The organism is Paraburkholderia sediminicola (genome assembly GCF_902859805.1).
GTDB lineage: Bacteria > Pseudomonadota > Gammaproteobacteria > Burkholderiales > Burkholderiaceae > Paraburkholderia > Paraburkholderia sediminicola.
Genome location: NZ_CADIKC010000006.1, coordinates 364320 through 387227, shown reverse-complemented (window position 1 = coordinate 387227; position 22908 = coordinate 364320). Strand labels below are relative to the sequence as shown.

The 22908-nt window shown below is 60.7% G+C and carries 20 protein-coding genes; 10 read left to right on the top strand and 10 right to left on the bottom strand.

What is annotated here, in order from left to right:
- The first annotated feature begins 80 nt into the window (after positions 1–80).
- Positions 81–713 (top strand): CGNR zinc finger domain-containing protein, encoded by a 633-nt coding sequence (locus R8871_RS22665; RefSeq protein WP_175052458.1) that lies wholly within the window; start codon positions 81–83, stop codon positions 711–713.
- A gap of 21 nt (positions 714–734) precedes the next feature.
- Here the strand turns inward: R8871_RS22665 and R8871_RS22660 are convergent, their stop codons facing one another.
- The 3 genes from R8871_RS22660 to R8871_RS22650 are packed head-to-tail and all read right to left on the bottom strand — an operon-like array spanning position 735 to position 3698.
- Positions 735–1172, bottom strand: a complete 438-nt coding sequence (locus R8871_RS22660) for a hypothetical protein (RefSeq protein WP_175052457.1) — start codon at positions 1170–1172, stop codon at positions 735–737.
- Positions 1172–3130, bottom strand: a complete 1959-nt coding sequence (locus tag R8871_RS22655) for an RICIN domain-containing protein (protein ID WP_175052456.1) — start codon at positions 3128–3130, stop codon at positions 1172–1174. Before R8871_RS22655 ends, R8871_RS22660 begins: the two co-directional genes overlap by 1 nt.
- 25 nt (positions 3131–3155) lie before the next feature.
- Complete coding sequence (locus R8871_RS22650; protein WP_175052557.1) at positions 3156–3698, bottom strand: SCO family protein; 543 nt, start codon at positions 3696–3698, stop codon at positions 3156–3158.
- A 684-nt stretch (positions 3699–4382) separates the two neighbouring features.
- Between R8871_RS22650 and R8871_RS22645 the strand changes: the two genes are divergently transcribed.
- Both R8871_RS22645 and R8871_RS38740 read left to right on the top strand, forming a co-directional pair.
- Complete coding sequence (locus tag R8871_RS22645; RefSeq protein ID WP_175052455.1) at positions 4383–5357, top strand: response regulator; 975 nt, start codon at positions 4383–4385, stop codon at positions 5355–5357.
- A 73-nt stretch (positions 5358–5430) separates the two neighbouring features.
- Entirely contained in the window at positions 5431–6870 is a 1440-nt protein-coding gene (locus R8871_RS38740; protein ID WP_175052454.1) for a sensor histidine kinase, read from the top strand.
- Between the two features lie 94 nt (positions 6871–6964).
- Here the strand turns inward: R8871_RS38740 and R8871_RS22635 are convergent, their stop codons facing one another.
- The 3 genes from R8871_RS22635 to prs form a co-directional block, all read right to left on the bottom strand.
- Positions 6965–7462, bottom strand: coding sequence for an acyl-CoA thioesterase (locus R8871_RS22635; protein WP_054041457.1), 498 nt, complete (start codon positions 7460–7462; stop codon positions 6965–6967).
- A gap of 201 nt (positions 7463–7663) precedes the next feature.
- A complete protein-coding gene (locus R8871_RS22630; RefSeq protein ID WP_175052453.1) occupies positions 7664–9373 on the bottom strand; it encodes a nicotinate phosphoribosyltransferase in 1710 nt (569 codons plus the stop codon).
- Between the two features lie 49 nt (positions 9374–9422).
- Complete coding sequence (gene prs, locus R8871_RS22625; RefSeq protein ID WP_246287648.1) at positions 9423–10217, bottom strand: ribose-phosphate diphosphokinase; 795 nt, start codon at positions 10215–10217, stop codon at positions 9423–9425.
- Between the two features lie 146 nt (positions 10218–10363).
- On the opposite strand from prs, the gene R8871_RS22620 reads away from it, so the two are divergent.
- Positions 10364–11062 (top strand): NUDIX hydrolase, encoded by a 699-nt coding sequence (locus tag R8871_RS22620; protein ID WP_175052451.1) that lies wholly within the window; start codon positions 10364–10366, stop codon positions 11060–11062.
- Positions 11063–11174: 112 nt separating this feature from the next.
- Here R8871_RS22620 and R8871_RS22615 read toward each other — a convergent pair whose 3' ends face one another.
- From R8871_RS22615 to R8871_RS38800, 4 genes are all read right to left on the bottom strand, one after another.
- Positions 11175–12647 carry a benzaldehyde dehydrogenase gene (locus R8871_RS22615; protein ID WP_175052450.1) on the bottom strand — a complete coding sequence of 491 codons (1473 nt, stop codon included), beginning with the start codon at positions 12645–12647 and terminating at the stop codon, positions 11175–11177.
- 43 nt (positions 12648–12690) lie between these two features.
- The gene (locus R8871_RS22610) at positions 12691–14337 is read right to left on the bottom strand and encodes a GMC family oxidoreductase (RefSeq protein WP_175052449.1); all 1647 of its coding nucleotides are present in this window, start codon (positions 14335–14337) and stop codon (positions 12691–12693) included.
- Positions 14338–14461: 124 nt separating this feature from the next.
- Complete coding sequence (locus R8871_RS22605; RefSeq protein WP_322789524.1) at positions 14462–15223, bottom strand: LysR family transcriptional regulator; 762 nt, start codon at positions 15221–15223, stop codon at positions 14462–14464.
- Complete coding sequence (locus R8871_RS38800) at positions 15220–15393, bottom strand: helix-turn-helix domain-containing protein (RefSeq protein WP_322789523.1); 174 nt, start codon at positions 15391–15393, stop codon at positions 15220–15222. The genes R8871_RS22605 and R8871_RS38800 overlap by 4 nt, the downstream gene beginning before the upstream one ends.
- Positions 15394–15557: 164 nt before the next feature.
- Here R8871_RS38800 and R8871_RS22600 point away from each other — a divergent pair, with 164 nt between their 5' ends.
- The 6 genes from R8871_RS22600 to R8871_RS22575 all read left to right on the top strand — a co-directional run bounded on the left by R8871_RS22600 (position 15558) and on the right by R8871_RS22575 (position 22902).
- Positions 15558–16817, top strand: a complete 1260-nt coding sequence (locus R8871_RS22600; protein ID WP_175052448.1) for an alpha/beta fold hydrolase — start codon at positions 15558–15560, stop codon at positions 16815–16817.
- Positions 16818–16832: 15 nt separating this feature from the next.
- Positions 16833–17696 (top strand): VOC family protein, encoded by an 864-nt coding sequence (locus R8871_RS22595; RefSeq protein ID WP_175052447.1) that lies wholly within the window; start codon positions 16833–16835, stop codon positions 17694–17696.
- Positions 17697–17722: 26 nt separating this feature from the next.
- Positions 17723–19414 (top strand): AMP-binding protein, encoded by a 1692-nt coding sequence (locus tag R8871_RS22590; RefSeq protein ID WP_175052446.1) that lies wholly within the window; start codon positions 17723–17725, stop codon positions 19412–19414.
- Positions 19415–19416: 2 nt separating this feature from the next.
- Positions 19417–20556 (top strand): FAD-dependent monooxygenase, encoded by a 1140-nt coding sequence (locus R8871_RS22585; RefSeq protein WP_175052445.1) that lies wholly within the window; start codon positions 19417–19419, stop codon positions 20554–20556.
- A gap of 158 nt (positions 20557–20714) precedes the next feature.
- On the top strand, positions 20715–22052 hold the full coding sequence (locus tag R8871_RS22580; protein ID WP_175052444.1) for an MFS transporter: 1338 nt from the start codon (positions 20715–20717) through the stop codon (positions 22050–22052).
- A gap of 154 nt (positions 22053–22206) precedes the next feature.
- Entirely contained in the window at positions 22207–22902 is a 696-nt protein-coding gene (locus tag R8871_RS22575) for a TetR/AcrR family transcriptional regulator (RefSeq protein WP_246287647.1), read from the top strand.
- Positions 22903–22908 lie beyond the last annotated feature (6 nt).

Sequence of the window (22908 nt, the reverse complement as noted above, 5' to 3'; positions counted from 1 at the left end):
ACAAACGAGACATGTAACTTGTCAAGTGCATTTTTAGTGGTTACGATGTAGTCATCGTCACTTCATATTCGTCATGAGAAATGGACTACCGTCAGATGCCCGCGATCCTGGTAGCCGATGCGCCGGGTCTGGATTTCCTGAACTCGGTCGCGACGCCGGTGGATGATCCGGTCGACTGGATCAGCGATGGAGAAGGTCTGCTCGCCTGGCTGGAGCAGACTGGGTTCGTGCCGCCCGCGGCGCTCGCGGAAATACGGACCCGCTCGACGCCGGCCGAACTCGACGGCGTTGCGGCACGCGCGCGCGAATTGCGCGAGTGGTTCAGGGGATTTGTGCGAAAGAGGAAAGGGCGGCCGCTTGCCGCCAAAGATTTACGCGAGCTCGAACCGCTGAATCAACTGCTCGAACAGGACCAGCAGCATGGCGAAATCGTGCCGAACACGTCGGGCGGCGCGGCAAGCTTTGAACTTCGGGCGAAGCGGCGCTGGCAGTCGGCGGAGTCGCTACTGATGCCCATCGCCGAGGCAATGGCGAAGCTGGTATGCGAAGAGGACTTCACGTACGTGAAAGCATGCGAAGGCCCCAAATGCACGTTGCTGTTTGCGGACCACACCCGTGGCCACGCCAGGCGCTGGTGCAGCATGGCGATCTGCGGCAACCGCGCGAAGGTCGCGGCGCACCGCAAGCGTCTCAAGGAGTTGGAGAACGGCTAGGTTGCGGCTGTCGCTACGCAACTAGCCGCTCGTGATGTAACGCCAAAGCGCAGCGCACTCGGTATCGGAAATCTGATAGTTGGGCATGGACTTGCGCAGCATGACGCTGGCCGGATCGACGCCGTCCTTGAGCACGCGGCAGAAGGTGTCGGGGTTATAGCGACTAGGCGGCCCCCCTCGGCGGCTGATCGCATCCAGCAGATAGCTGGGCGTCAGGAGCGGGGCGAAAGACTCCACCGGTTGCTTGCCGGTGTGACAGTTGATGCACCGGGTTGTCCAGTCCGGTAACGCACGATCGTCGTCGCGCAGATGGGCTGGGATCGCATGCTGCCCATTGAAGATCGCGCAGCCCAGATCAGCGGATTCACACGGCTGCCCGGCGTTGGCCAGACACGCCAGGGCGAAAAGCGCGAGGCCGATCGCGGAGCGTATCGTCTGGTGCCGGCGCCGTAATGCCATCACTGGATCAGCAGCGTGCGTGAGACACTCGGCACGCCCTTCGCGTTGAGGGCGAACAGCATGTAGTAACCCGGCACCACCACACCCGGATCGGACGGAATGCTCACCAGGTATTCGCCGGCCGTGCCCACCGTGAAACTCACCGGCACGCGCCGCTGCTCATTGTTGACCGAATGCGTCACCGACGACAGCCGCATCAGCGCGAACGCCTTCATCCCACTGGTAGCGGCCACGGCAATCGACGTTCCGAGTTGCGCCACTGTCGGCGCCGAACTGATAGTCGGCCGTGTTGCCGCTGACCCATCCGCATTGAGCAGATACGGCGGCGTGAGTATTTCGATGTTGGTGTGATTGGTCGAACAGCTGCCGCACACGCCGCCGCCGCCGCTTAGCACACGCCCGTCCGGCAGCAGCAGCGCAATGCTGTGATAGGTGCGCGGCACAGCCTGAGGCGCGAGCAGCGAGAAGGTCTTCGTCGTCGGGTCCCACAACTCCGGCGCCAGCACCGCGGTATCGTCCGAGAAGGGTTGGGCAAACGCCTGACCGCCCACCACCACGACCTGGCCGTTCGGCAGCACGACGCTGTTGTTGAATGCGCGCTGGTAGTTCATCGAATGGAGCGTCGTAGCGACGGCCGTGCCGCTACTGATATCGATGAGCGTGGCATCCGATGTGGCATTGGATTGCTCGTAGCTTGGCGCGCCGCCCACGGCGAGAATTTTGCCGATGTCGTACATGACGGCGTTGCCGTTCATCGCATCGTTGTCGCTGCCCCGATTCCCGGCCGGGGACACGTTGCCGGCGCCCGCCGTATCGAACCAGTGCATGGCCTTGCTGGGACCTGCGTGAAAGACCCGGCCGTTGGAGACCGCGAACAACCACGCGTGATTATCCTGGCGGAAAATGCCTGCTGCGTCGTTCGTGAGGATGTAGTCGGCGAGGATCGCGCTATTGACTTTCCAACCCGAACCCGATGTCCAGGTTTCGCCGGTCTTGCCGCCCAGGCCGCCGTTCCATGAGCCGCCCACCAGGAACACGTTGCCATTGCTTAACGTGACGCTGCCCTGGTAGCCGCGCGGAATATTCATCAGGTCGCCGGAAGACCAGGCGTGGGTTGAAGGCGTGTAGAAACTCGTCTTGTCGCTGCTCGAGCCGCCGGTCACAAAAATGCGGCCGTCCGGGAGATTGACAATGCCAGGGCAGAACATGTCGTGTCCGGTATTGGTGACCAGCACCTGTTTGCTCGTGCCCGTCGCCGGATTGAAGATCGCCGTATACGTGTTGCCCGGCGTGACCTCGCCCGACGTGAAATCCAGCTGGCTGTCAGCCGACCACACCACGACGGTCCCGTCGGGAAGATTGGCTGCCGCCGCCGGGACGAGCGTCAGGTTGTACGGCGCGGTCCACTTCGACGGCAGCGTCTTCACACTCATGCCGCTGATCTGCCAGGTTTGCAGCGCGGTCCCGTTACAGGCCTGCTGCGTGATCTGCGGACCCTGTGCGGTCAGGCTCGCCGAGGCCAGACACAGGCCGCTGTGCGCCGCGATGATCGCGAAACCATTATTTTGCGGCGTCAGCGTGAAGCTTTGGTTTGCCTGGCCGTTGCAGGTCCATTGATCGACGGCCGCGCCGGGATCCAGGCTGATTCCCGCCACGTCCATGCATAGCTTGCTGTTCTGATTGACGAATTTATATTGGGTGCCGGCGGGTGTCGGCACCCAGCTCTGATTGTTGCCGCCGTTGCAAGCCCAGGAAATCACCGCGGCGCCAGGTGTTTTCGATTCCGCATTGACGTCCGCACACAAACTCGTGCCGCCCAGGGTGATCGTGGCCGCCGTTTGCGCTTCGGCGCGTCCGGAAAATGCGCCAAAGCTTGTCGTAAGTGCAATGAGCAGCAGGACTTTCACGTACCTGTCGAGCAATGCGGATGAGATCCTGACGGAACGAACGCGTGTCATGGCCTTGCTTCCAGTTGAGGTCGAACTAGGTACGCCCCAGCGCGCTGAGCACATCGCAGACTTCGTCTACGCGCGGAAGGTCGGCACTGCGCCAGCGCAATCGGGCGCTCGCATCGAAGCAATAGATCTGGGTTGAGTGATCGGCGAGGTTGCCGAGCGGCAGCGCGCTACCCGAGAGCGCCGTGCGCATCCGGTCGACGTCGTGCAATGTCGGCGTGGCCGCATTCCACCCTGGACCGGCCTGAAAGCGCGCGAGCCACTCATGCAAAGCGGAAGGCGAGTCGGAGAGCGGATCGATTCCGATCGATAGCAATTGAACCGGATAACGACCCTGGAGGTGAGGCATGCGATCCTGAACGCCGCTAAACAACGCGCCCTGCAGAGGACATACCGAACTGCACCCGGTGTAGATCGTCTGTACTGCGGTAATGCGTTGAAGCAGCAAGTCGCTCAGCAGTTGCTTCCTGCCGGTCTGGTCGACCAACCAGGCATCGTCGAGACGAACCGGAGGGCTGACGAGCCCTATCGTTCCGTGCTGCGCGCAGGCAGGGAGCGACACCATGGCCATCGTGGCCAAGGCCGCGTCACACAGCAACGCACGTCGGGTCAATTTCCGAATCGACGCGGGCTCGGCCGATTCCGGTCGCTTACGAACCTTTTGATGGAACACCGCTTCGCTCTCCGCGGAAATTCGATGAATCCGCCAACTGCGCGCAGTCAACCATGCCGGCAGCGCGACAATCGGTGAACCAGGCGGGAGATCCGGGTGACGGGCTACGCAGGCTCGCTCTCGTACCCGCAAACAGGGAATGCACGCAAGCGTAGCAGGGAAGGTTGGCGCCGGTTGCGGTTCCAGGGGAACGAATTGCTCGCGTACGTGCTGTGGCCCACACTTCTCCGTGGCCAGGCAAGCGGCACGATGATTGCTGGAATGATCGCGGCTCGTTGTCTTTGCGCGAAGTTGACACTCAATTGACGCTCGGCAACAGAGAAGGAAACGGATGATGCATCGCGGCCAATTCCGGACTCAGACAGCGCCAGTTCCGGCGTAATTGCGGCAGAATAATCATCTCGACGCGATTGAGATTAATTATTCCATTCGCATACTCTGACGGAAAGGCCGCGCAAGTTTGCACTGTTCAAGCAAAGACCCCGGTACTATATGGTTCAGCGGGAATCGGCCCGGGAGCCAGCGTGAGAGAAGCCGGCGTGTAAGCCGGTGTGAAACGCGCCGCATATTCCACGTATAAACATGAACAATTTTATTCGACCCCCTGTTTCCTATCCGGCATCCGTCGTTTTCGTGGACGACAGCGACAGCTACCTCGATGCATTGCGCCGATTCTTTCCGGATATTTCAACCAATCTGTTTTTCACGCGGCCTCAAACCGCACTCACTTTCATCCGCAAGCATGCTCGCGAGCATTCGCTGGTGTTTGCGCCGGCGTCGGCCGGTTTAAGCGAGGTCGGTCTGGAACGGTTCGTCGAAACCTCGGCCGAGCGGGACGTACTGGCCCGGAATGCCCGATTTTCGGAGGTGGCCGCGGTTGTGGTCGATTACGACATGCCTGGACTCAGCGGCGTCGAGTTCCTGTCGTCCATATCCAATTTGCGTTGTGCGAAGGTGCTCCTGACCGGCGTTGCGGACGAGACCGTCGCGGTAAAAGCTTTCAATGCCGGCATCGTCGATCTGTATCTGAGAAAGACCGACGCGGATTCGGCTAACCGACTGGTTCATTTTCTGAAAGATGCCAGAAACCGGCATTGTTCGGAGGCAGGCTGGTTGGGTCTGGGCGAAAACGGGCTGACCTATTGCGATCCGCGAACGAGGAAGGCCATCGACACGGTGGTCGCCGCCGAAAATATCGTCGAGTATTACTGGCGTCCGGAGCAGAATGCCATCCTGATGTTCGACCGGGCGGGCAAGCCGAGCGTTTTCCTCGCCTGGGCTGAGAACGACTGGATCGCCCAGGCGGAAATTGTGGCGGACGAGAGCGGGCCGGCGGATCTGTTGAGGCGGATGGCGGTACGCGAGTCGATGCCCGTTTTCTGGCCGCACCTGGCCTATCGTCCCGGCACGAACTACAGAACGGTCACGCCGCAATCCATTCCGGGTTGGGACGACGCTTTCTATTGCTGGAGCAGAATCGATTCGGCCGACGTGGGTCTGAGCACGCAGACATTTTCGCAATGGCGCAGCGACCGGATTCAGCAAACCCACTCATGAGGGATCGGCCCCTTCGCATAGTCCGCTATGAACCTGCCGGAATAGACCAACGTTTTACGCCCCATTGAGCCACATGTACGCCATTCCGACCGCCTTTGTTTCTGCGCTGTTCGTGGTGTTCGGCCTCTATGTACTCATCACACAGGGCGTGACGCGCCTGTCCGCGCCGTTCCTGTTGATGTGTGCGGCGACATTTGCCTGGCAGGGCACATGGACCTTGCTGTTCCAGACGGAAGATCCGCACATTGCGAGCGTGCTGGTCCGTGTCGGTTATCTCTTCATTCTCTTTCTGCCCACTACGTTCTATCACTTCGTCACGGAGGTGGCGGCGCGGCGCCGCGAGCAGCCCATCTTGCTCGCGTCTTACGGCATGTGTGTTGTCCTCGCCGTGCTGCTGCCCGGCAACGAAGTCGTCTCCGGCTACCGGCACTTTTTCTTTGGCTACTATCCGAGCGCCGGCACATTGCACCCTTTGCACGTCTTGCAAACCGTGTTGCTTGCCGGGCGCAGCGGACAGCTTCTGCTCGCCGCCCGCAAGCAGGCCGGCAGTGAAGCGCGCAGGCGTCTCGATCTCTGCTTCGCAAGCCTCTGCCTATACTCGTTCGCGGCAGTCGACTATGCGGTCAACTACGGTTACCCGTTCTATCCGCCGGGTGTGCTGTTTATTGCGCTGAGCCTGGGCCTTCTCGCGATCACGATCGTTCGCTATCACCTGATTCACCCCTACGCGATCGCAGCGACAATCGCGCACGAAATCGCGACGCCGCTCGCGACGATCGCCATGCACGCCGACGAAATCGCCAGCGTATGGGCGCACGTGTTCAAAGGTTACAAGCTGGCGGTCACGCATGGGCTGTACGACGATCAGGAAGGGCATTCCGGGCAGTCCGAGCGCATCAGCCATCTCGCCACGGCGATCAGAAGGGAGGTGTCGGGCACCAGCGCGATGGTCGAGATGGCGCTCGCATCGTTCACCCTGGATCGTCTGGACCGTACTCGCTTCAGTCCTCACTCCATGCAGCAATGTGTGACGTCGGCGCTGGAGCGTTATCCGTTCCGTAGCGACGAACGCGTACGCGTCACCGTGGCGCCGATCGACCCGGCGTTATGCTTTTCGGGTTCGGACACGCTGGCGGTTTTTGTGCTGTTCAACCTTTTGAAAAACGCGTTGCACGCGATTCACGTGAGCGGCGAGGGCGAGATCGCCATCAGCGCGGTTCAGGAAAACGGCTTCTGCGTATTGCGATTCCGCGATACGGGGCCGGGCATCGCGCCCGACGTGTTGCCGCATATCTTCGACGCCTTCTTCTCGACCAAGCGCCACGGAAGCGGCGCGGGCATGGGGCTCGCGTTCTGCCGCCGCGCTGCGGAGCTTCTGGGCGGCACGATCGAATGCATGTCGATGCGCGGTTCGCACACCACCTTCACCGTGCGCTTACCGGTGCCGGGTTCGCCGGGGGACCGCGCATTGAGTAAAGCGCCGGCGCGCTCCTTGCGCCGGCGTCCGCAGTGAAGATTAAGGGTGGAAGTTAGCGGTGAAACTCAAAGATCAAACTCGAAGATAAAACTCAGCGGAAAAACTGAACGGCGAAAGTCCGCCGCTGAGATCAGGCGGCCAGTGCCGTCATCGGCAGTTCATATTCTTTGACCCGCTCGACGATTCCTTCCGGAAACCGCCTGATCTTCCGGTCCCGCCCGGCGTACAGGATCTGCTGGTAACCCTGCGAAACCTGGCGCCCATCCACGCAGAAGCGAAACAGCAGGTAGGCCGAGCATTGCTTGACCTGCACCGTGTTCAGATAGCAATCCACGTGCTGGAAGGGGAAGGTTTCGTGGACGTACTCCTGGTGCGCACGCTTGGTCACGAACATGCCGTCCGATCCCAGCAGGTCATTGTGGATGCACTCATGAAACCACCGCTCGCGGCAAACACCTTGCCACTCGAAGTAGCGTGAGAAGTACGTATTCATGAACGCGTTCGAGTCCTTTAGATAAATGTCGAACGTGTGGTGGAAGGTCTTGAGCGAGCCCGTGGCGATCGGGTCTTCCGAAAGAAGGGCGGATCCTCGGTTGAGGGCGGTAGGGATATTGTCACGCATCAACATACGATTTTCCTTTCGCAGGAACGGCTGCTTGCGGCAACCACGCATGCCTCCCTGTACGGCAGGCACATCCCATTCTGTTGGGGATGTGGGTCGTGTGGCTATTGGCTGACAAACATGCGACAAAGAAAACCTGGACTTTCGATGTCCACGATGCGGGGCCGCAACCCCGGAACGTGGACATCCCCGCGCCTGGCGCAGGCTTCAGGCCCAGCTAATCGAGCCGGGCTCCGGACACACCCACGACGATTGCAGCCGCTCGCGAACCTCCGCTAACGATTGCGTGACCAACAACTCGCCGTCGCGAAACACCGGCACCAGTGCGCCGCCTTCCGCCTGCCCGACAGTCTGCTGTTCGTACAGCACGAACCGGTCGCCTTCTTTCTCGACCCGCAGGAGCCCCTTGGCGGACTTTTTGGTCCCGTCGTCGGTTGCCGGATCCTTGTAGATGTCGACTGCTTCGCCGCCCACTTCGGCATAGATCGCTTTGAGCGCATAGCCGAAGGTGTCGCGGGAATTCATGCCATAGACATAGCTCCCGATACCGAGCACCACATTGCAGGACGCAAAGCCCTTTGACGCGAGGCGCAGCATGATGTCACGCGCGCGCGGCAGCGTGATCGAGTCGCCGTAAATCAGCCCGACGTGCGAATCCAGCACCTTATAGCCCTTGGCCGTGGTCGTGCCGCCATAGATATTCCACAGGCATTGCACCGCGCCCGTGCGCTCCGCTTCGCTAATCGACTCGCCGGTCGCCTTGACCGTGTACTTGCCGGCTTCGGACACGGCCAGCACGCCGTTGCTGTGGAGCAATTCTTCGTCGGTGTAGCCGGTCAGGATCTTCACCGGGTCGCCGGAATCCGGCCGGAACACCACTTTTGCGTTGCCGAGCGCGTCCGGCTTGCGGGCGAGGATGTCCGCCTTGAGTTCCTTTGCGACGACCGTCATCACGTTCCAGAAGTCGAACGTGTCGCTAACAATGGAGACCATGCCTTGCGGGTAGCCTTGCGTCACGAATTCGCGGACGACTTCCAGTTCCGCCTGACGGCGCAGCGCCTTGGGTTCGAGCGCCGCATGGGCGGGATCGCGTTCGAGGCGCTGCAAGGTCAGCAGAATCCGCAACGCCATCACGCTGTGCTCGGATGCCGGAATCGAGCCGCCGACGAGTTCGCGGTCGGCATCCGCGCCATAGTGGTCTTCAAGGTAGTCGATCGCCGGAATCGTGTCGGTGCCGGTGAAAGACAAAAGGTGGCCGGCGCCGCAGCGCATTGCATCGTGCACGCCGCTCATGCCGCGCATCGAGAAGTCGTGACCTTGCCAGTTCACGAAGTCGAGCGGCGCGCCGGTCAGGTTCGCGAAATAGGTCAGCAGCTTGCGGAATTCGAACGCAATGGTTGCAACGGTGGAGGGTTTCCACGATTCACAACTGACCACTGTTTCGAAGTACGTCGATACCCACGGGAAATCCGGATGCGTGTTGATGAAAATGACCGGGGGCACCTTGATATCGACACGCGAGCCTTCCGGCAGCGAGCGGATTTCGAGCGGCAGATAGCCCAGATCGTGCAAGCGTTCCAGATTCGACACCGGCACCGCATCCGGTCCCAGAGCCGTATCCATGCGGCGCTTGTATTTGCGCACGGCCTGCGCCTTGGGCTTGCGGAAGAACTCGTTGCCGAACAGCTCGATCAGGAATTCCTGAATGAAGCCTTGCAGACCGAACCAGACGACCTTGTCGTCGAAAAGTTCGCGCAGAACCGGCGCGTACTTTGCCGAGCGCGGCGTGAAGTTCGCGACGAGCTTTGTGGTCGCCTTCGGATACATTGAAGGGTGGCCGGTCTTGTAGAAATCGGCCAGGTTGAACGGGACGAGGTTGTTCTTTTCAAGGAATTCGTTGCGGTCAGGGGCGTTCATGAAAATCTCCTGGCGATGGGCGTAGGGCGATGGGCAATGAGCGATGGGTTCAGACAACCTGGCAGCGGGTGTCGCTGGTCCAGTTGTTGCGCGTGAAAATCGTCTGGTAGTGTTCGAGCAGCGGCCCGAGGCCTTTGCTGAAAATGCCGTGCGTCACGTAGAGATACAGCGCTTGGTCCTGGCGCTGTTCGGCCTGGCGGGTCTTGAGCACCGAGGCCAGTTCGGTGAAGGTGCGGCCACCGTCGCAGATATCGTCGACAACGAATAACGGGCAATCGGGCAGGGCGCCCACCACCTGGGTGCCGCTAATTTTGCCGGTTTGGGTATTGCGCACCTTCTCCGCAAATACGACATCGAGTTCCAGGGCGCGGGCCAGCGCTGTTACCCGCTTGCGCGCGCCGGCATCCGGCGCCACCAGCGCGACCCGCCCGAGGCTTGCGAGCGCCTTGCGAAGCGGAGGCAACGGATCGACGACAACGACCCGGTCCAGCAGGGCGGTCACCACGTCGCTGTGCGGATCCTGCACTTCGACCTGTGCATAGTTCTGTGTGTTGATCAGGTCGCAGAAAACACGCGCGCTGAGCGCTTCACCGGCATTCGCGACGCGGTCCTGGCGGGCGTACGGCACGTACGGCATCGACAGGCGAATCGGCGTGGCGGGGTAGCCGCGGCGCAACGCATCAGTCACCATCAGCAGCGTCATGACCGACCCGGCATCAGGGAGGTGCGCCTGAATGCGAAGCGCATCGGCCGGCTTGCCCAGCTCTACGGTGACGTTGACTTCGCCCCCGGGAAACACCAGCGTGCGTACCTCCAGCGCTTGCTCCTGCAGATCACGCGACACGGCAAAAACCTGAATCATGGCTATCCTCCGTCGGCCTTCGTCGAAATGTTCGACTAACTTGCAGCAAGTATATTTCAACTTAGTTGAGATTTACAACTATGTATGGAAAAATACTTATGCCGCATACGCGGTCGAGGGAGTTCTCAATGAAACAAAGCCATACCACGCCCGACGTAAGCGTCGATGTCGTCCTGCTGACCCTGGACGAGGGCATGCTGAAGGTGGCGCTGCACAAGCGCGCGAGCGCGCCAGGGAAGGGCAGTCTGGCGTTACCGGGCGGGTACGTGCATGTGGATGAGGACGCTTCGCTGGAAGCAACGGCCTATCGCGTGTTGAGGGAGAAGACCGGGCTTGAACCGCGCTATCTCGAACAATTGCGCACTTTCGGTGGTCCTGAGCGCGATCCGCGCGGCTGGTCGGTTGCGGTGTCGCATGTGGCACTGATTCCCCATGGCGAGTTGAGTCAGGCTGGAGCCGGTGTGTTTCACTTTTACGACGTGGACGATCTTCCCGATCTCGCATTCGATCACGCCGGGCAGATTCAGGAGGCGGTGCAGCGGGTACGCAACAAGGCAAGTTACTCGACGCTGCCGTGCTGGCTGCTGCCCGAATTGTTCACGCTGACACAGCTGCAAGGCATTTACGAACAGATCTTTGGGGAAACCGTCTCACGCGGAACGTTCCGCTCCCGTCTGGGGATCAGGGTTAGCGAAGTGACGCCGGGCGAATCGGCCGACGAAGCCGATATTCTGATTGCCACCGAGCAATTTCAGGGAGGCAACCAGCGGCCGGCGCGTCTGTTCAGGGTGAATCGCCTCAGTCTTTTCAAGCGTGCGTTCTGGTAGGAGTGCCTGTCGGACTTTCCAGATTTTCAACTCGCTGCGGTGAATGCGATCATTGAGATGAAGGCGGTGACGGGCGCGGATGCCGCATCTATGACATCCGCACCCAGCCGGATCAGAACGGATAAACAGGAATCTGCGACCGGGTCGTGATCCACTGCCACTCGCTGAACTGATCGGCGTTGGTCAGCGTGCTGTGATTGAAGCCATTGCCCGATGCGCCGACCCCGCCGATCGGACCATACACCTCGTGAAGCACCGTCTGATCGTTGATGTGGATGACACCGGCGTGAAGCCGGTCCGCAATGCTTTGCGCGCGGGCGAGATTGGCCGATGCGACGGCGGCGACGAGACCGTACTCCGTGGCATTGGCGAGTTCGACCGCCTCGTCGTCAGTTCGGAACGTGGTGATCGGCGCGACGGGGCCAAAGATCTCTTCATCGAACGCTGCCATGCCACGCGTCACGCCAGTGATCACGGTCGGTTCGAAAAAGAGCCCGTTACGCGAGCCGCCGGTCAATGCCTTCGCGCCTTTGGCGAGTGTCTCGGCAACAATACGCTCCACGTTGGCGGCCTGACGCTCATTGATGATGGGGCCGAGCTGCACCTTCTCGTCAAAGGGATCGCCGACGATCAGCGCCCTGGCTTTTTTCACTAGTGCTTCTGCATACGCATCGGCAACTTTCTCATGAACGAGGTGGCGCCCGGCGGTGAGGCAAATCTGTCCCTGATGGAAAAATGCACCCCACGCTCCGGCGCTCGCCGCCGCCTCGATATCCGCGTCGTCCAGCACGATATAGGGATTGTTGCCGCCAAGCTCGAGTGAGACCCGCTTGAGCTGTCCGCCGGCGATCGAGCCGATCTGCCGGCCCACGCGGGTCGACCCGGTGAAACTGATCATATCGACGAGCGGTTCCTTGACGAGTGCCGCACCCGTGTCGGCGCCACCCGGCAGAACATGGAAGAGCCCTGCGGGCAGGCCGGCTTCTTCGAACAGGCGCGCGAAACTCACACCGCCCGCCACCGGTGTTTGCGAATCGGGCTTCAGTATCACCGAGTTGCCCATCGCCAGCGCCGGGCCGATTGCTCGCGAGCCCAGAATGAACGGCGAGTTCCAGGGCGTGATGATGCCGACAACGCCAACGGGGATGCGCCTTGCAATGCTCTGGCGACCGGCCTCAGCGGTGGACGTAAGAACGCCCACGGGTTGACTGCCGAGTGCCGCGGCTTCCAGCACTTCGCGGGCGGACATGTGGACTTCCCACAATGCTTTCGCTCTGATCGAGCCGGTTTCCCTGACGATCTGATCGGCGAGTTCATCGGCATGCACGAGTACCAGCCGGGCAAACTCTCTAAGCACATCGCCCCGCAGCGGGCCCGGTGTTTTTGCCCAGTCCTTTTGCGCCTCGCGGGCGAGCGCGGCCGCTACCGACACATCCTCCGGCGAAGCGATGCCGATTTCACCAAGCTTCGCGCCCGTTGCCTTTTCGATTACGCTCTCTGCGCCGAGACCGGGGTTCTTCCATCCATTGCTGTAGATTTTCGCGCGCCAGACTTCTGTCGGCGTGAGCAATGCGTGGGTCGTCATTTTTGTATCTCCGGATACTGCAATTGTTGGAATTCACGCTGATTTACGCGGACAATTTTGCGGCGATGCGCTCGGCCACCATGATGGTCGTGACGTTCGTCGGCGCCGACGGGATGTCGGGAATAATCGATGCATCGACAACCCGCAGCGCTTCGACGCCGCGTACCTTGCCCCACGCGTCGACTACCGCAGTGGGATCGGAGTCGGCACCCATCGGCACGGTCGACGTAGGGTGCAGATACGCGGCGACATTCGACACGATGTTCGCCCTGAGAGCTTTGCCATCGTCCACGGTATTGCCCGGCGCCATCTCGTGATCGATCACGTCGAGGAACGGTGCGCTTCGGCCAATCCGGCGGGACAGTTGCACGGCTTCGACCAGCCGGTCGAGGTCATTCTGGTCATCGAAAAAGTTGTAGCGAATGTCGGGTGCCGCGCGTGGATCGCGGCTCGAGAGCCGCAATTGACCGATCGATTTCGGCAGTGTCACCGCGCAGGCGAGGACAATCGCTCCACCGGTGGGACTAACCTTAGGGTCGATCAGATGCGTGCCCGAGATGTGCAGGTCGAGATCGCCAGGACCTGCGCTCTGCGAGCGCGTCCACACGAGCGCGCCGGAGGCGGGCTTCATCGCGTTTGCTTCGCGCTTGAGCGCGTAGACGTTGTAGAAAAACGGATGGTCCTGCAGGCGGTTCCCCACCGGCAGGTCGGCGACGGTCGCAATGCCGAATTCGGCGAGATGCGCAGCAGGCCCAATGCCGGAGCGCATGAGAATCGCCGGGCTGCCGAACGCTCCTGAGGCGAGAATGACTTCACCCGCGGACAGAACGTGGCCGTCGACCAGCTTGACGCCCACGGCACGCTTGCCTTCGAACACCACGCGATCCACTTCGGCGCCGCCCTGGATCGTCAGATTCGGGCGTGCACGCACGGCAGCCGTGAGATAGGCCATGCCCGTATTGATGCGCACGCCATCGACGACATTGAGCGTGTAGGGCCCGGCACCGTGCTGGTTCGCGCCGTTGAAGTCCGAGACGTGTTTCAGCCCCAGCGTTTGCGCACCGGCCACAAAAGCTCGCATCGAGGGTGTGTTCTCCGCGGCAGTACGCTGCCGGATCGGAAATGGGCCGCTGCGTCCGTGCCAGGCGTCGTCGCCGGAGGGGGTGTTTTCCATCGACTTGTAGGCGGCCAGCACGTCCTCCCACGACCATCCTTCGATGCCGCGTTTGGCCCAGCGCGCAAAGTCGGCTTCTCGCGCGCGTATTGCAACGGCGGCATTGACTGCCGAGCTGCCACCGATCACGCGGCCTCGTGGCACAGGTATGTCGTGGCCCAGACTGGCGGCGTCATCGGTGTGGTAGTGCCAGTCATAGGCCGGCGAGCCCGCAACGATATTCGCGTCTTTCAGTACCTGAGGGTAGTCGTTCGGCGCGAAGTTCGGTCCCGCTTCCAGCAGCAGAACACGGCGCTGCGAGTTTGCGCTGAGGCGCGCCGCGAGAACGGCGCCGGCCGACCCTCCACCAACGATCAGGATGTCGAAATGCTTCGCGGACTTCGACGGCCGACCGGATTCGGTGCTGCCAGATTGCTTTTCCACTGCTATGGCTGACGCGGTGCCGGTAACCGTACCGACTGCGGCAATTGTCGCTGCCGCGCCTGCAATAAGGACTTCACGTCTGGACATCTTCATTGTTGTACTCCTGAACACGTTTGCAGCGCTTCAAGCGCTCGTTAAACCGTTCGATCGATGCCGACCGGCTGTGTGCTCAGAATGGGCCCGCTTCAGGGAGACAACAAGATGACTTGCCTGGACCTCAGGTCCAATGAGATGGACGATCCGACATTACGCGACGACCAGTGGGATGCGCTCGATCAGAAAGTCGAGAAAAGCGCGAACGGAGGGCAGCATGCCGTGACGAAACGGGATGACCGCGGTGATACTGGCTTCGCCTGCCAGCCAGGCGGGCAAAAACCCGCTGGAGCGTGCCGGATCGCAGGTCTTCGCTGCAGACGTAGGCGGGCAGGGCAACGATGCCGAGGCCGTCCTGCGCAGCCTGCTTGAGGGTGACGATGTCATTGCCGGCCAGCCGGGGGTTGAGCGGCACAACTGCTTCTCCGTTCACAGGGTGCTTGAGCTTCCACGCCATTGGACTGTTGTGCCTCAACATGACCAGCGTCTCGTGTCCGGCGAGGTTCTCCGGCGCGAGTGGCATACCGTGGCGTTCCAGATAGCTGGGCGCGGCGAACAGAAACCAGGGCGCCGGCGCCAGCGTGCGCTGCACGAGGGTCGAGTCGGACAGTGGACCGCTGTGCGAGCGCAGCGCGAGGTCATAACTGCCGCCCGCAATATCGACCTGCTCGTCGCTGATGTGCTGGACGACGTTGATCTTCGGATAGCGGTGAATGAAATCCGGGAGTATCTGGCGCATGGCGAACAGCGAGGTCGCCACCGCGGTGGTGAAGCGAATCGTGCCGCTTGGTTCGGCCAGCCGCTCGCGCACGGCGCTTTCGGCAAAGTCCGCTCGTTCCAGCATGGCGACCGCATGCCGGTAGAACACCTCGCCGGCATCGGTCATGCTGAGTCTGCGTGAAGTCGGTTGACGAGCCGCACGCCGAGCGCTGTTTCGAGCTGCTGGAGGCGATGGCTGACCGTCGACTTCGGCACGTTCAGATTGCGGCTGGCGGCGGTGAGTCCTCCGCACTCGACAATGCGAACGAAATAACGGAAGTCATTGAGATCTAGCATGGGCGCACCTTGCGAGTCCGGTTTGATAGACCGCGCCACTGTATACCGTTTGACGATCCGCTGAACTGATGACGTCGTTTTTGACACACCGGGTTCCTTTGTCAAAAATTTGACGACAACGTCAAAAAAGCTATACTAACGTCAACGAATACGGAGACATTGATATGAGCAATATGCAGGCCGGTACCGTTCTCGAAGGTCCTCACGCATTGACGATTGACTGGTTTCCCGATGCATTGCCGCATGCCACACAGCAGACCAGTGCGACGCTTCGCACTGAAGACGGCGCCGCCACCTGCGGGGTTTTGTATCAGGGCGCGTCGGCGAAGACTGTTGTTTGTCTGATGCACCCGCGCGAGAACTTCACGTTTCACTATCTGATTCCCGGATTGCTGCGAGCGGGGGCGTCGGTTTGGGCCCAGGCGGCCCGTTCAGTCGGCAACGACCTTCGGCTTGAGCATGAACTTGCCCTGCACGATGTCGCGGCCGGTTTGCGCTACCTGCGCGAAGCGGGTTTCGAGCGCATCGTGTTGCTCGGCAATTCGGGCGGTGCCGGGCTCTATAGTTTCTACATCCAGCAATCGACGCTATCCGCGCAAGACCGGATCGCAAAGACGCCAGGCGGCCGTCCCACCCATCTGGCAAGCGCGACCTTGCCGACGGTGGACGGCATGATCTATCTCGCACCGCATCCTGGACAGGGGCGTTTATTGATGGGGTGCATCGATCCGTCGGTCATTGACGAAGGCGATGCGCTATCGATCGACGATACGTTAAACCCGTTTAACCCCGAGAACGGCTATTCCCGCGAACCCGGGGCGACGCGCTATAGCGCTGAGTTCGTCTCCCGTTATCGCGATGCACAACGGGCGCGCGTGGCGCACCTTGACCGGATGGCGCGGCAACTGATCGCCGTGCGCCAGGACGCGCGGCAAGCCGTGAAGGACAAGGTGGCGACGCATCGGCAGAAACTCGTGGCCAACCACACGCCGGTCATGACCATATGGCGCACGGACGCCGATTTGCGCTGTCTTGACCCGTCGCTCGATCCCTCCGACCGTAAGCCCGGTTCGCTGTGGTCGCCGAATCCGGTGATCTCGAACTATGGTTCGGTGGGCTTTGGACGCTTGTGTTCTCCAGAGTCCTGGCTCTCGACATGGTCCGGTCTCTCGTCGAATGCAGCGTTGGAAGCCACCGCGCCTTCGGTCACCGTACCCTCGTTGCTGGTCGAATACACCGGCGATCAGACTACTTTCCCATTAGCCATTGCCGACATTTTTGCCGGTATCGGTTCGACGGATAAGACCCACGTCCGCGTGCGTGGCGATCATCACGGCAGACCGCTTGAGACGGCGGACGAACCGGGGCGGGCAATCGCCGCGCGCGCGGTCGGCGAATGGCTGCATCAACGGTCTTTCTTATAACTCGGGAGTTGACGAATGAATCAATCAGTACCGCTCAGGCTGTCGGGGGTCGATCACACGGCGCGCCCAACATGGAAGCTGCGCGAAACCATCGAGTTCTATCGCGACACGCTGGGCCTACCGCTTGTCCACACGATCTCCGCGCGAGGCTGGGGCCCGGAGAGCCACCCGGACTTTCTTCACTTCTTCTTCGATAGCGGCAATGGCAGCACGATCGCCTTTTTCTACTATCTGGGCGAACCGCGGCCGCAAGAACGTCCCTTGATGCCGCCCACACCCGACGATCACGTATTCGACGCGACGCACACCGCGTGGCTGACCGACAGCCCGGAAAAGTTGCTCGCATGGAAAGAGATGCTCGAAGCGAAGGGTGTCGAAGTCTCGTCGGCCACTCAGCACGAAGTGATCGAATCGATCTACTTTCGCGACCCCAACGGCTACTTCATCGAGATCACCGTCAAGCTGCGCGAACTGCAATCGCTGGACGCACGGGATGCTGCACTAACACTTGAGGCGGCGATCACGGCGGAGCAGATCGCCAGCGACCGTGCAGGACGAGTCCAGGAGATCGATACTGTATGGCAGGAAAAGGGCAGACTGTTGAGTGAGCAATGCGGCATAAAGAGCGACGGTCCGGGCATTTTCGTGCCGGCGCTGGCAGAGTTTGCGAGCCTGGTGGATGCAGCGCGGCGCAATTCCGAATATCGCGTGTCGCAACCGTCGCCGGGCTACTTTCTGATCGAATCGAACGAGGCACTCGAATTCAACCGTAGGGAGCTGGGTCTGAAACCGGCGATCTGGTATGGCCTCTTTACAGGCGGTTTGTGCGGGCGTATCGATACGTTTGACAAAGACCGCGTTCGCATCGTCGAACAATAAGAACGCGTCGACTGGAGAAGACAGACATGGCAGGTATTCACTATCCGCTCGAAGGTGTCGCGTATTGCGAGCCGTCGGTCGCTCAGCATTATTTTCAGGTCGGCGCGTGGGTCGACAGAACGTTCGGCGAGGCGCTTGCAGCGACGGCACGACGCCTTCCCGACAAGCTGGCCTTGATCAGCGACGAGCGCAGTATCACGTTTCGCGAGTTGGATGAACAAAGCGACCGTCTGGCCGCGGCATTGCTCAAACTCGGACTCGAACCTGGAGCACGTGCCGTGTTTCAGATGGGGACGACCGTCGACACCGCTCTCGCGCTGTGTGCATGCTACAAGAGCGGCATTGTTCCGGTCTGCGCGCTGCCGCAGTATCGCGAGGTCGAGATCGGCAAGCTGGCGAGCCTGTCGTTGCCGCAAGCGTATTTCGTGCAGGCCGACGTGGGGCAGTTCGATCAGGTCGGCTTTGCGCAGAAGATGTGCGTCGAGCATCCGTCGTTCAGGCACCTTGTCGTCGCACGCGGCGACGCGCCAACGGGGACGCATTCGATGTCCGCCTTGCTGGAGTCGATCTCGCTGGATGAGGCACAGGCCGTTCTGAACGGTGTGCACATCGGCTCGGAAGACGTTCTGAGCTTCCAGCTGTCTGGCGGCACGACCGGCGTGCCCAAGATCATCCCGCGTTTTCACGCGGAATACCTCGCGCATGCCGAAGCGTGGGCGAGGCACGTGGAGGCAGGTGAACACGCCACGTTGATCTGGTCACTGCCTTTGCTTCACAACGCGGCGCATCTGTATGCGCTGGTGCCCACGATATCCCTTGGGCAAACCACCGTACTCATGCCAAAAGTCGATATCGTACGGATGGCGGAATTGATCCAGCAGCATCGCGTGACGCATGCTGTTTCGATCGGACCGGTCGCGCCGCAGATCATGGCCTGTGCTGAAGTGCTCGACTACGACCTATCCTCGCTGAAACTGTTTTTCTGCCTCACGCGCGCCGATAGCCTCGAGGCCTTCCTCGGCGTGCCGAGTTCGAATTTGTATGGCACGACCGAAGGATTGCTGATCGGCTCGGGCCCGGCAGTCAAGGCATTCATTCGTCATCAAACGCATGGACGCTCGGGTTGCGAACATGACGAAATCGTTCTGCTCAATGCCGACAACGAATCGCCCGTCGCACCCGGCGAAATCGGTGAGTTGTGTTTTCGCGGTCCGTCCAGCCTGAGAGGCTACTACAACGCACCGGAGGCCAACGCCACAGCCTTTACGTCGAATGGTTTCTTCCGGACCGGGGACATGATGCGCGCGCATGTCATTGACGGCGTGACCTACTTTTCGTTCGAAGGGCGCCTGCGCGACAACATCAATCGCGGTGGCGAGAAGATCGGTGCGGAAGAAGTCGAGGCGTTTCTGAGCCGTCATCCCGCTGTTCTCGACGCGAAACTGGTGGCCATGCCCGATCCGTTTTACGGAGAAAAGGGCTGTGCGTTTCTGATTCTTCGTGAAGGACACGCCGCGCCCAATATCCCGCAGATGATCGAATTCCTCTCCTCGCAGGGGCTCGCGAAGTTCAAGTGTCCGGAGCGGATTGAAATCGTGGACGCGTTTCCGGTAACACGGGTTGGCAAAGTCGACAAACCGGCGATGCGCCGGATCATTGCCGAAGCTATCGAAGCCGAAACCGCCGCGCACGCTTCAACGTCCAGAACAGGAGGCTGAGGATGGACATCAATATCGTAGGAGGAGGGCCGGGTGGGCTGTTTTTCGCGTATCTGGTCAAACGACGCTTTCCGGAATGGACGATCCGGGTCTATGAACAGAACGACGCCGGCGCAACTTACGGCTGGGGCGTGGTGTTCTCTGATGTTGCGCTGTCGTTTCTTGAGAAATCGGATCCCGAGTTCTTCCGCCGGTTTACCGCCGGCCACGTGCGTTCGGAGCACATGGAAATCGTCCATCGCGGCTTGCATGTGCCGATCCATGGCAACTGCTTTTCGCGGGTCGCCCGCATTGCCTTGCTGCAGTTTCTACATGCCGAATGCAGATCGGCGGGCGTCGATCTGCGGTTCAATGCTCGCGTGGACGATCTGGGCGCATTGCGTCAGGCAGATCTCGTAGTGGTGGCGGACGGCGTGAACAGCCGGACCCGCGCGCAGTATGCGGATGCCTTCAAACCTTCCTTTGTGCAGCGTCGCAACAAGTTTGCCTGGTACGGAACCAGCAAGCCGTTTCATGCCGTTTCGCTAATCTTCCGCGAAACCGGATTCGGTGTGTTCATCGCCCATAGCTACGCGTACAGCGACCGGACGAGTACGTTTCTCATCGAAACGGATCCACAGACATGGGCACGCGCCGGCTTGGGCGAGATGAGCGACGCGGAGAGCCGCGCTTTCTGTGAGCAAGTTTTCGCCGACGACCTGGAAGGACACGGTCTGTTGTCGAACAAGTCCACCTGGTTTGAAGCCGTCACAGTCAAAAACGAGAACTGGCACCATGAGAACATGATTCTGATTGGGGATGCGCTGCGCTCGGTGCACTTCTCGCTCGGCTCCGGTACGCGTATGGCAATGGAAGATTCGATCGCGCTTTACGAAGGTCTGTCTGCCCACACAACTGACATCAAGGCTGCATTCGCGAATTTCGATGCGTCGCGCCGCTCCGCTTCGGACCGCTTCCAGCTGGCTGCGGCAAAGAGTCTTGACTGGTATGAAAACGTCGGCGACAAGCTGCATCTCGATCCGATCGGCTTCACCTACGACTATATGCGCCGTACCGGACGTGTCACGCATGAGGATCTGCGCGAGCGCGACCCCGAGTTCATTCGAGAATACGAACGGCTTTACGGTGAGCCGGTGAACTGAAGCTTCGACCGGTACGCTTCATTTTTTTACCCAGTATTTGTCAAACTCGTCAAATAAAAGATGTGAAAGTCAATTGAACGACAGACGAGTGGTGCGGCAGCGGTGCGTCCATTTACGGGCATCCGCACCGCCGATAGAAATCAGGTCAGGAGACAGACATGGCATCACCTGGGGAAGAGACCACTTTTTCGTTGTTTGACGGCAAACCCATTACCGCGACGCAGTGGCGCGTGCTCGGTTTATGTGCGTTATGCATGGTGATCGACGGCTTCGATGTCCAGGCGATGGCCTATGCCGCTCCCGCCTTGATAAAAGCCTGGGGCGCCAGCCGTTCCGTGTTGGGTCCGGTGTTTGCGGCCGGGTTGCTGGGGATGTTCGCCGGATCGCTAATGCTCGCAGGATGGGCCGACACGATTGGCCGCCGTCCGATGCTGATCGCGGCGACTGCCTGGATCGCGCTTTGCATGGTGCTGACACCTTTCGTCCACTCGATCGGCGCACTGATCGGCATTCGTTTTGCCGCGGGTATCGGAATGGGCGCGATCGTTCCGAATGCCATGGCTCTCGCAGGCGAATACAGCCCGGCACGCGTCCGCGTGAGTTTGATGATGGCGGTGTCGTCGGGTTACATCGTCGGTGGGGTGGTTGGCGGAGGGATTGCCGCTCTGGTGATTACGCCGTTTGGCTGGGGCGGTGTTTTTTACGCCGGCGCATTGCTCACAGCGCTGCTGTCCCTCTCAATGTTCGCGGCGCTTCCTGAATCGCTGCAATTTTGCCTGCTACGCCACCCGCAAACACCTCGTACCTTGCTACTGCTGCACCGGGTGGCGCCCGGCGCCGCCATGCCCATGGTGCCGCCCGCGAACAAAGTACCTGGCGGCGGCACGCTTACGATGTTGTTGAGCGAAGGCCGGCGAATCGTCACGCCTCTGCTTTGGGCCGCAAACTTCGCCAACATGCTGTGCGCGTACTTCCTCGCGGCATGGATCCCCGTGTTGATGAGCGGCACAGGCTATTCATCCAGTAAGGCGGTGCTGGCGGGCATGGCGCTTTGGCTCGGCGGACTAGTGGGCAATTTTGCGCTCGGCATGTTGATAGATCGCCGTGGTTTTGCAGCGGTGTTGTTTGCCAATTTCGCGCTCGGCGGCATCGCCATTGTCGGCATCAGTTACTTCCATACGGTGCCGCTTGCCGCCATCTCGTGCATCGCATTCGCCGGATTCTGCATTCTCGGCGGTCAATCCGGCCTGAATGCCCTGGCGGTCACGATCTATCCGACAAGGACTCGTGCTACCGGCGCGGGCTGGGCGCTCGGTTTCGGCAGACTCGGCGCCGTGCTTGGCCCGCTAGCCGGTGGCCAGTTGATGGCGCTCGCGTGGAGCGTCGATCAAACCTTGCTCGTGTCAGCCGTGCCGACCGTGTTGGCGGCGGTGGCTGTCGGCAGCCTTGGCCGTCTGCATGAGCGCCGCGTGAAGCGCATCCCGGCTTCCGGGTGAAAAGTGCCGGTCCGGCACAACACGTCCAATCCGCAGGACAAAGAGGCATAGCCGAGGGCAGTACGGAACGCCAAATCCGGGCGTTACAATCACGCAAACACAACACTACGGTAGGGCGGCATTCTGGCCGTCGACCGCTATCAGGAGTGGTTTCGTGGCAAAGGTGAATGCTGACGGACAAAAAGAACAGATACTGAACGCCGCGGCCGCGCTCTTCATCGAGAAGGGTTTCGGCGGTGCGTCGATGCAGGAAATCGCCGAGGCGCTCGGCGTGACACGTACTGCGGTCTATTACTACTTCAAGAACAAGGACGAGATACTCACGGCGCTGGTCGAGGAGGTCACATTAAGAGCAAGGCGGCTGTCGAGCCAGGCAGTGGCTGAGACGGACGCAGATCCGAAAGAGCGCCTGCGTCTGCTGGTTCACCAGCATACGATGCTGATTCTGAGCCACTACAACGAGTTCCGCGTGATCCAACGCACCGAGCAGCAGTTGCCCGAGCGCGCCTATCGTGCGAACGAAGATGCGAAACGCGCGGTGCTGAACAACTTTACCGCGGCAATCGAAGCAGGGGTGAGCGCCGGGGTGTTCCGTGTCGTCGACGCAAAGGTCACGGCGTTTACGCTCATTGGCATGTGCAGTTGGCCTGCGTTCTGGTACAAGCCGGAGGGCGCGAGCAGCGCAATCGAGATCGCCGACACGATCGCGGAGCTCGCAGTGCAATCGGTCGTGCGGCCGGCCAAACGGCAATTGAAAGGCAGCAGCGCCGTCAGCGAGGCGTTGGCGCTGCTGCGCGAGGACCTGGATCATCTGTCGTTGATGATCGACAAAGCACCGAAGGCCAGCTAGTGACTT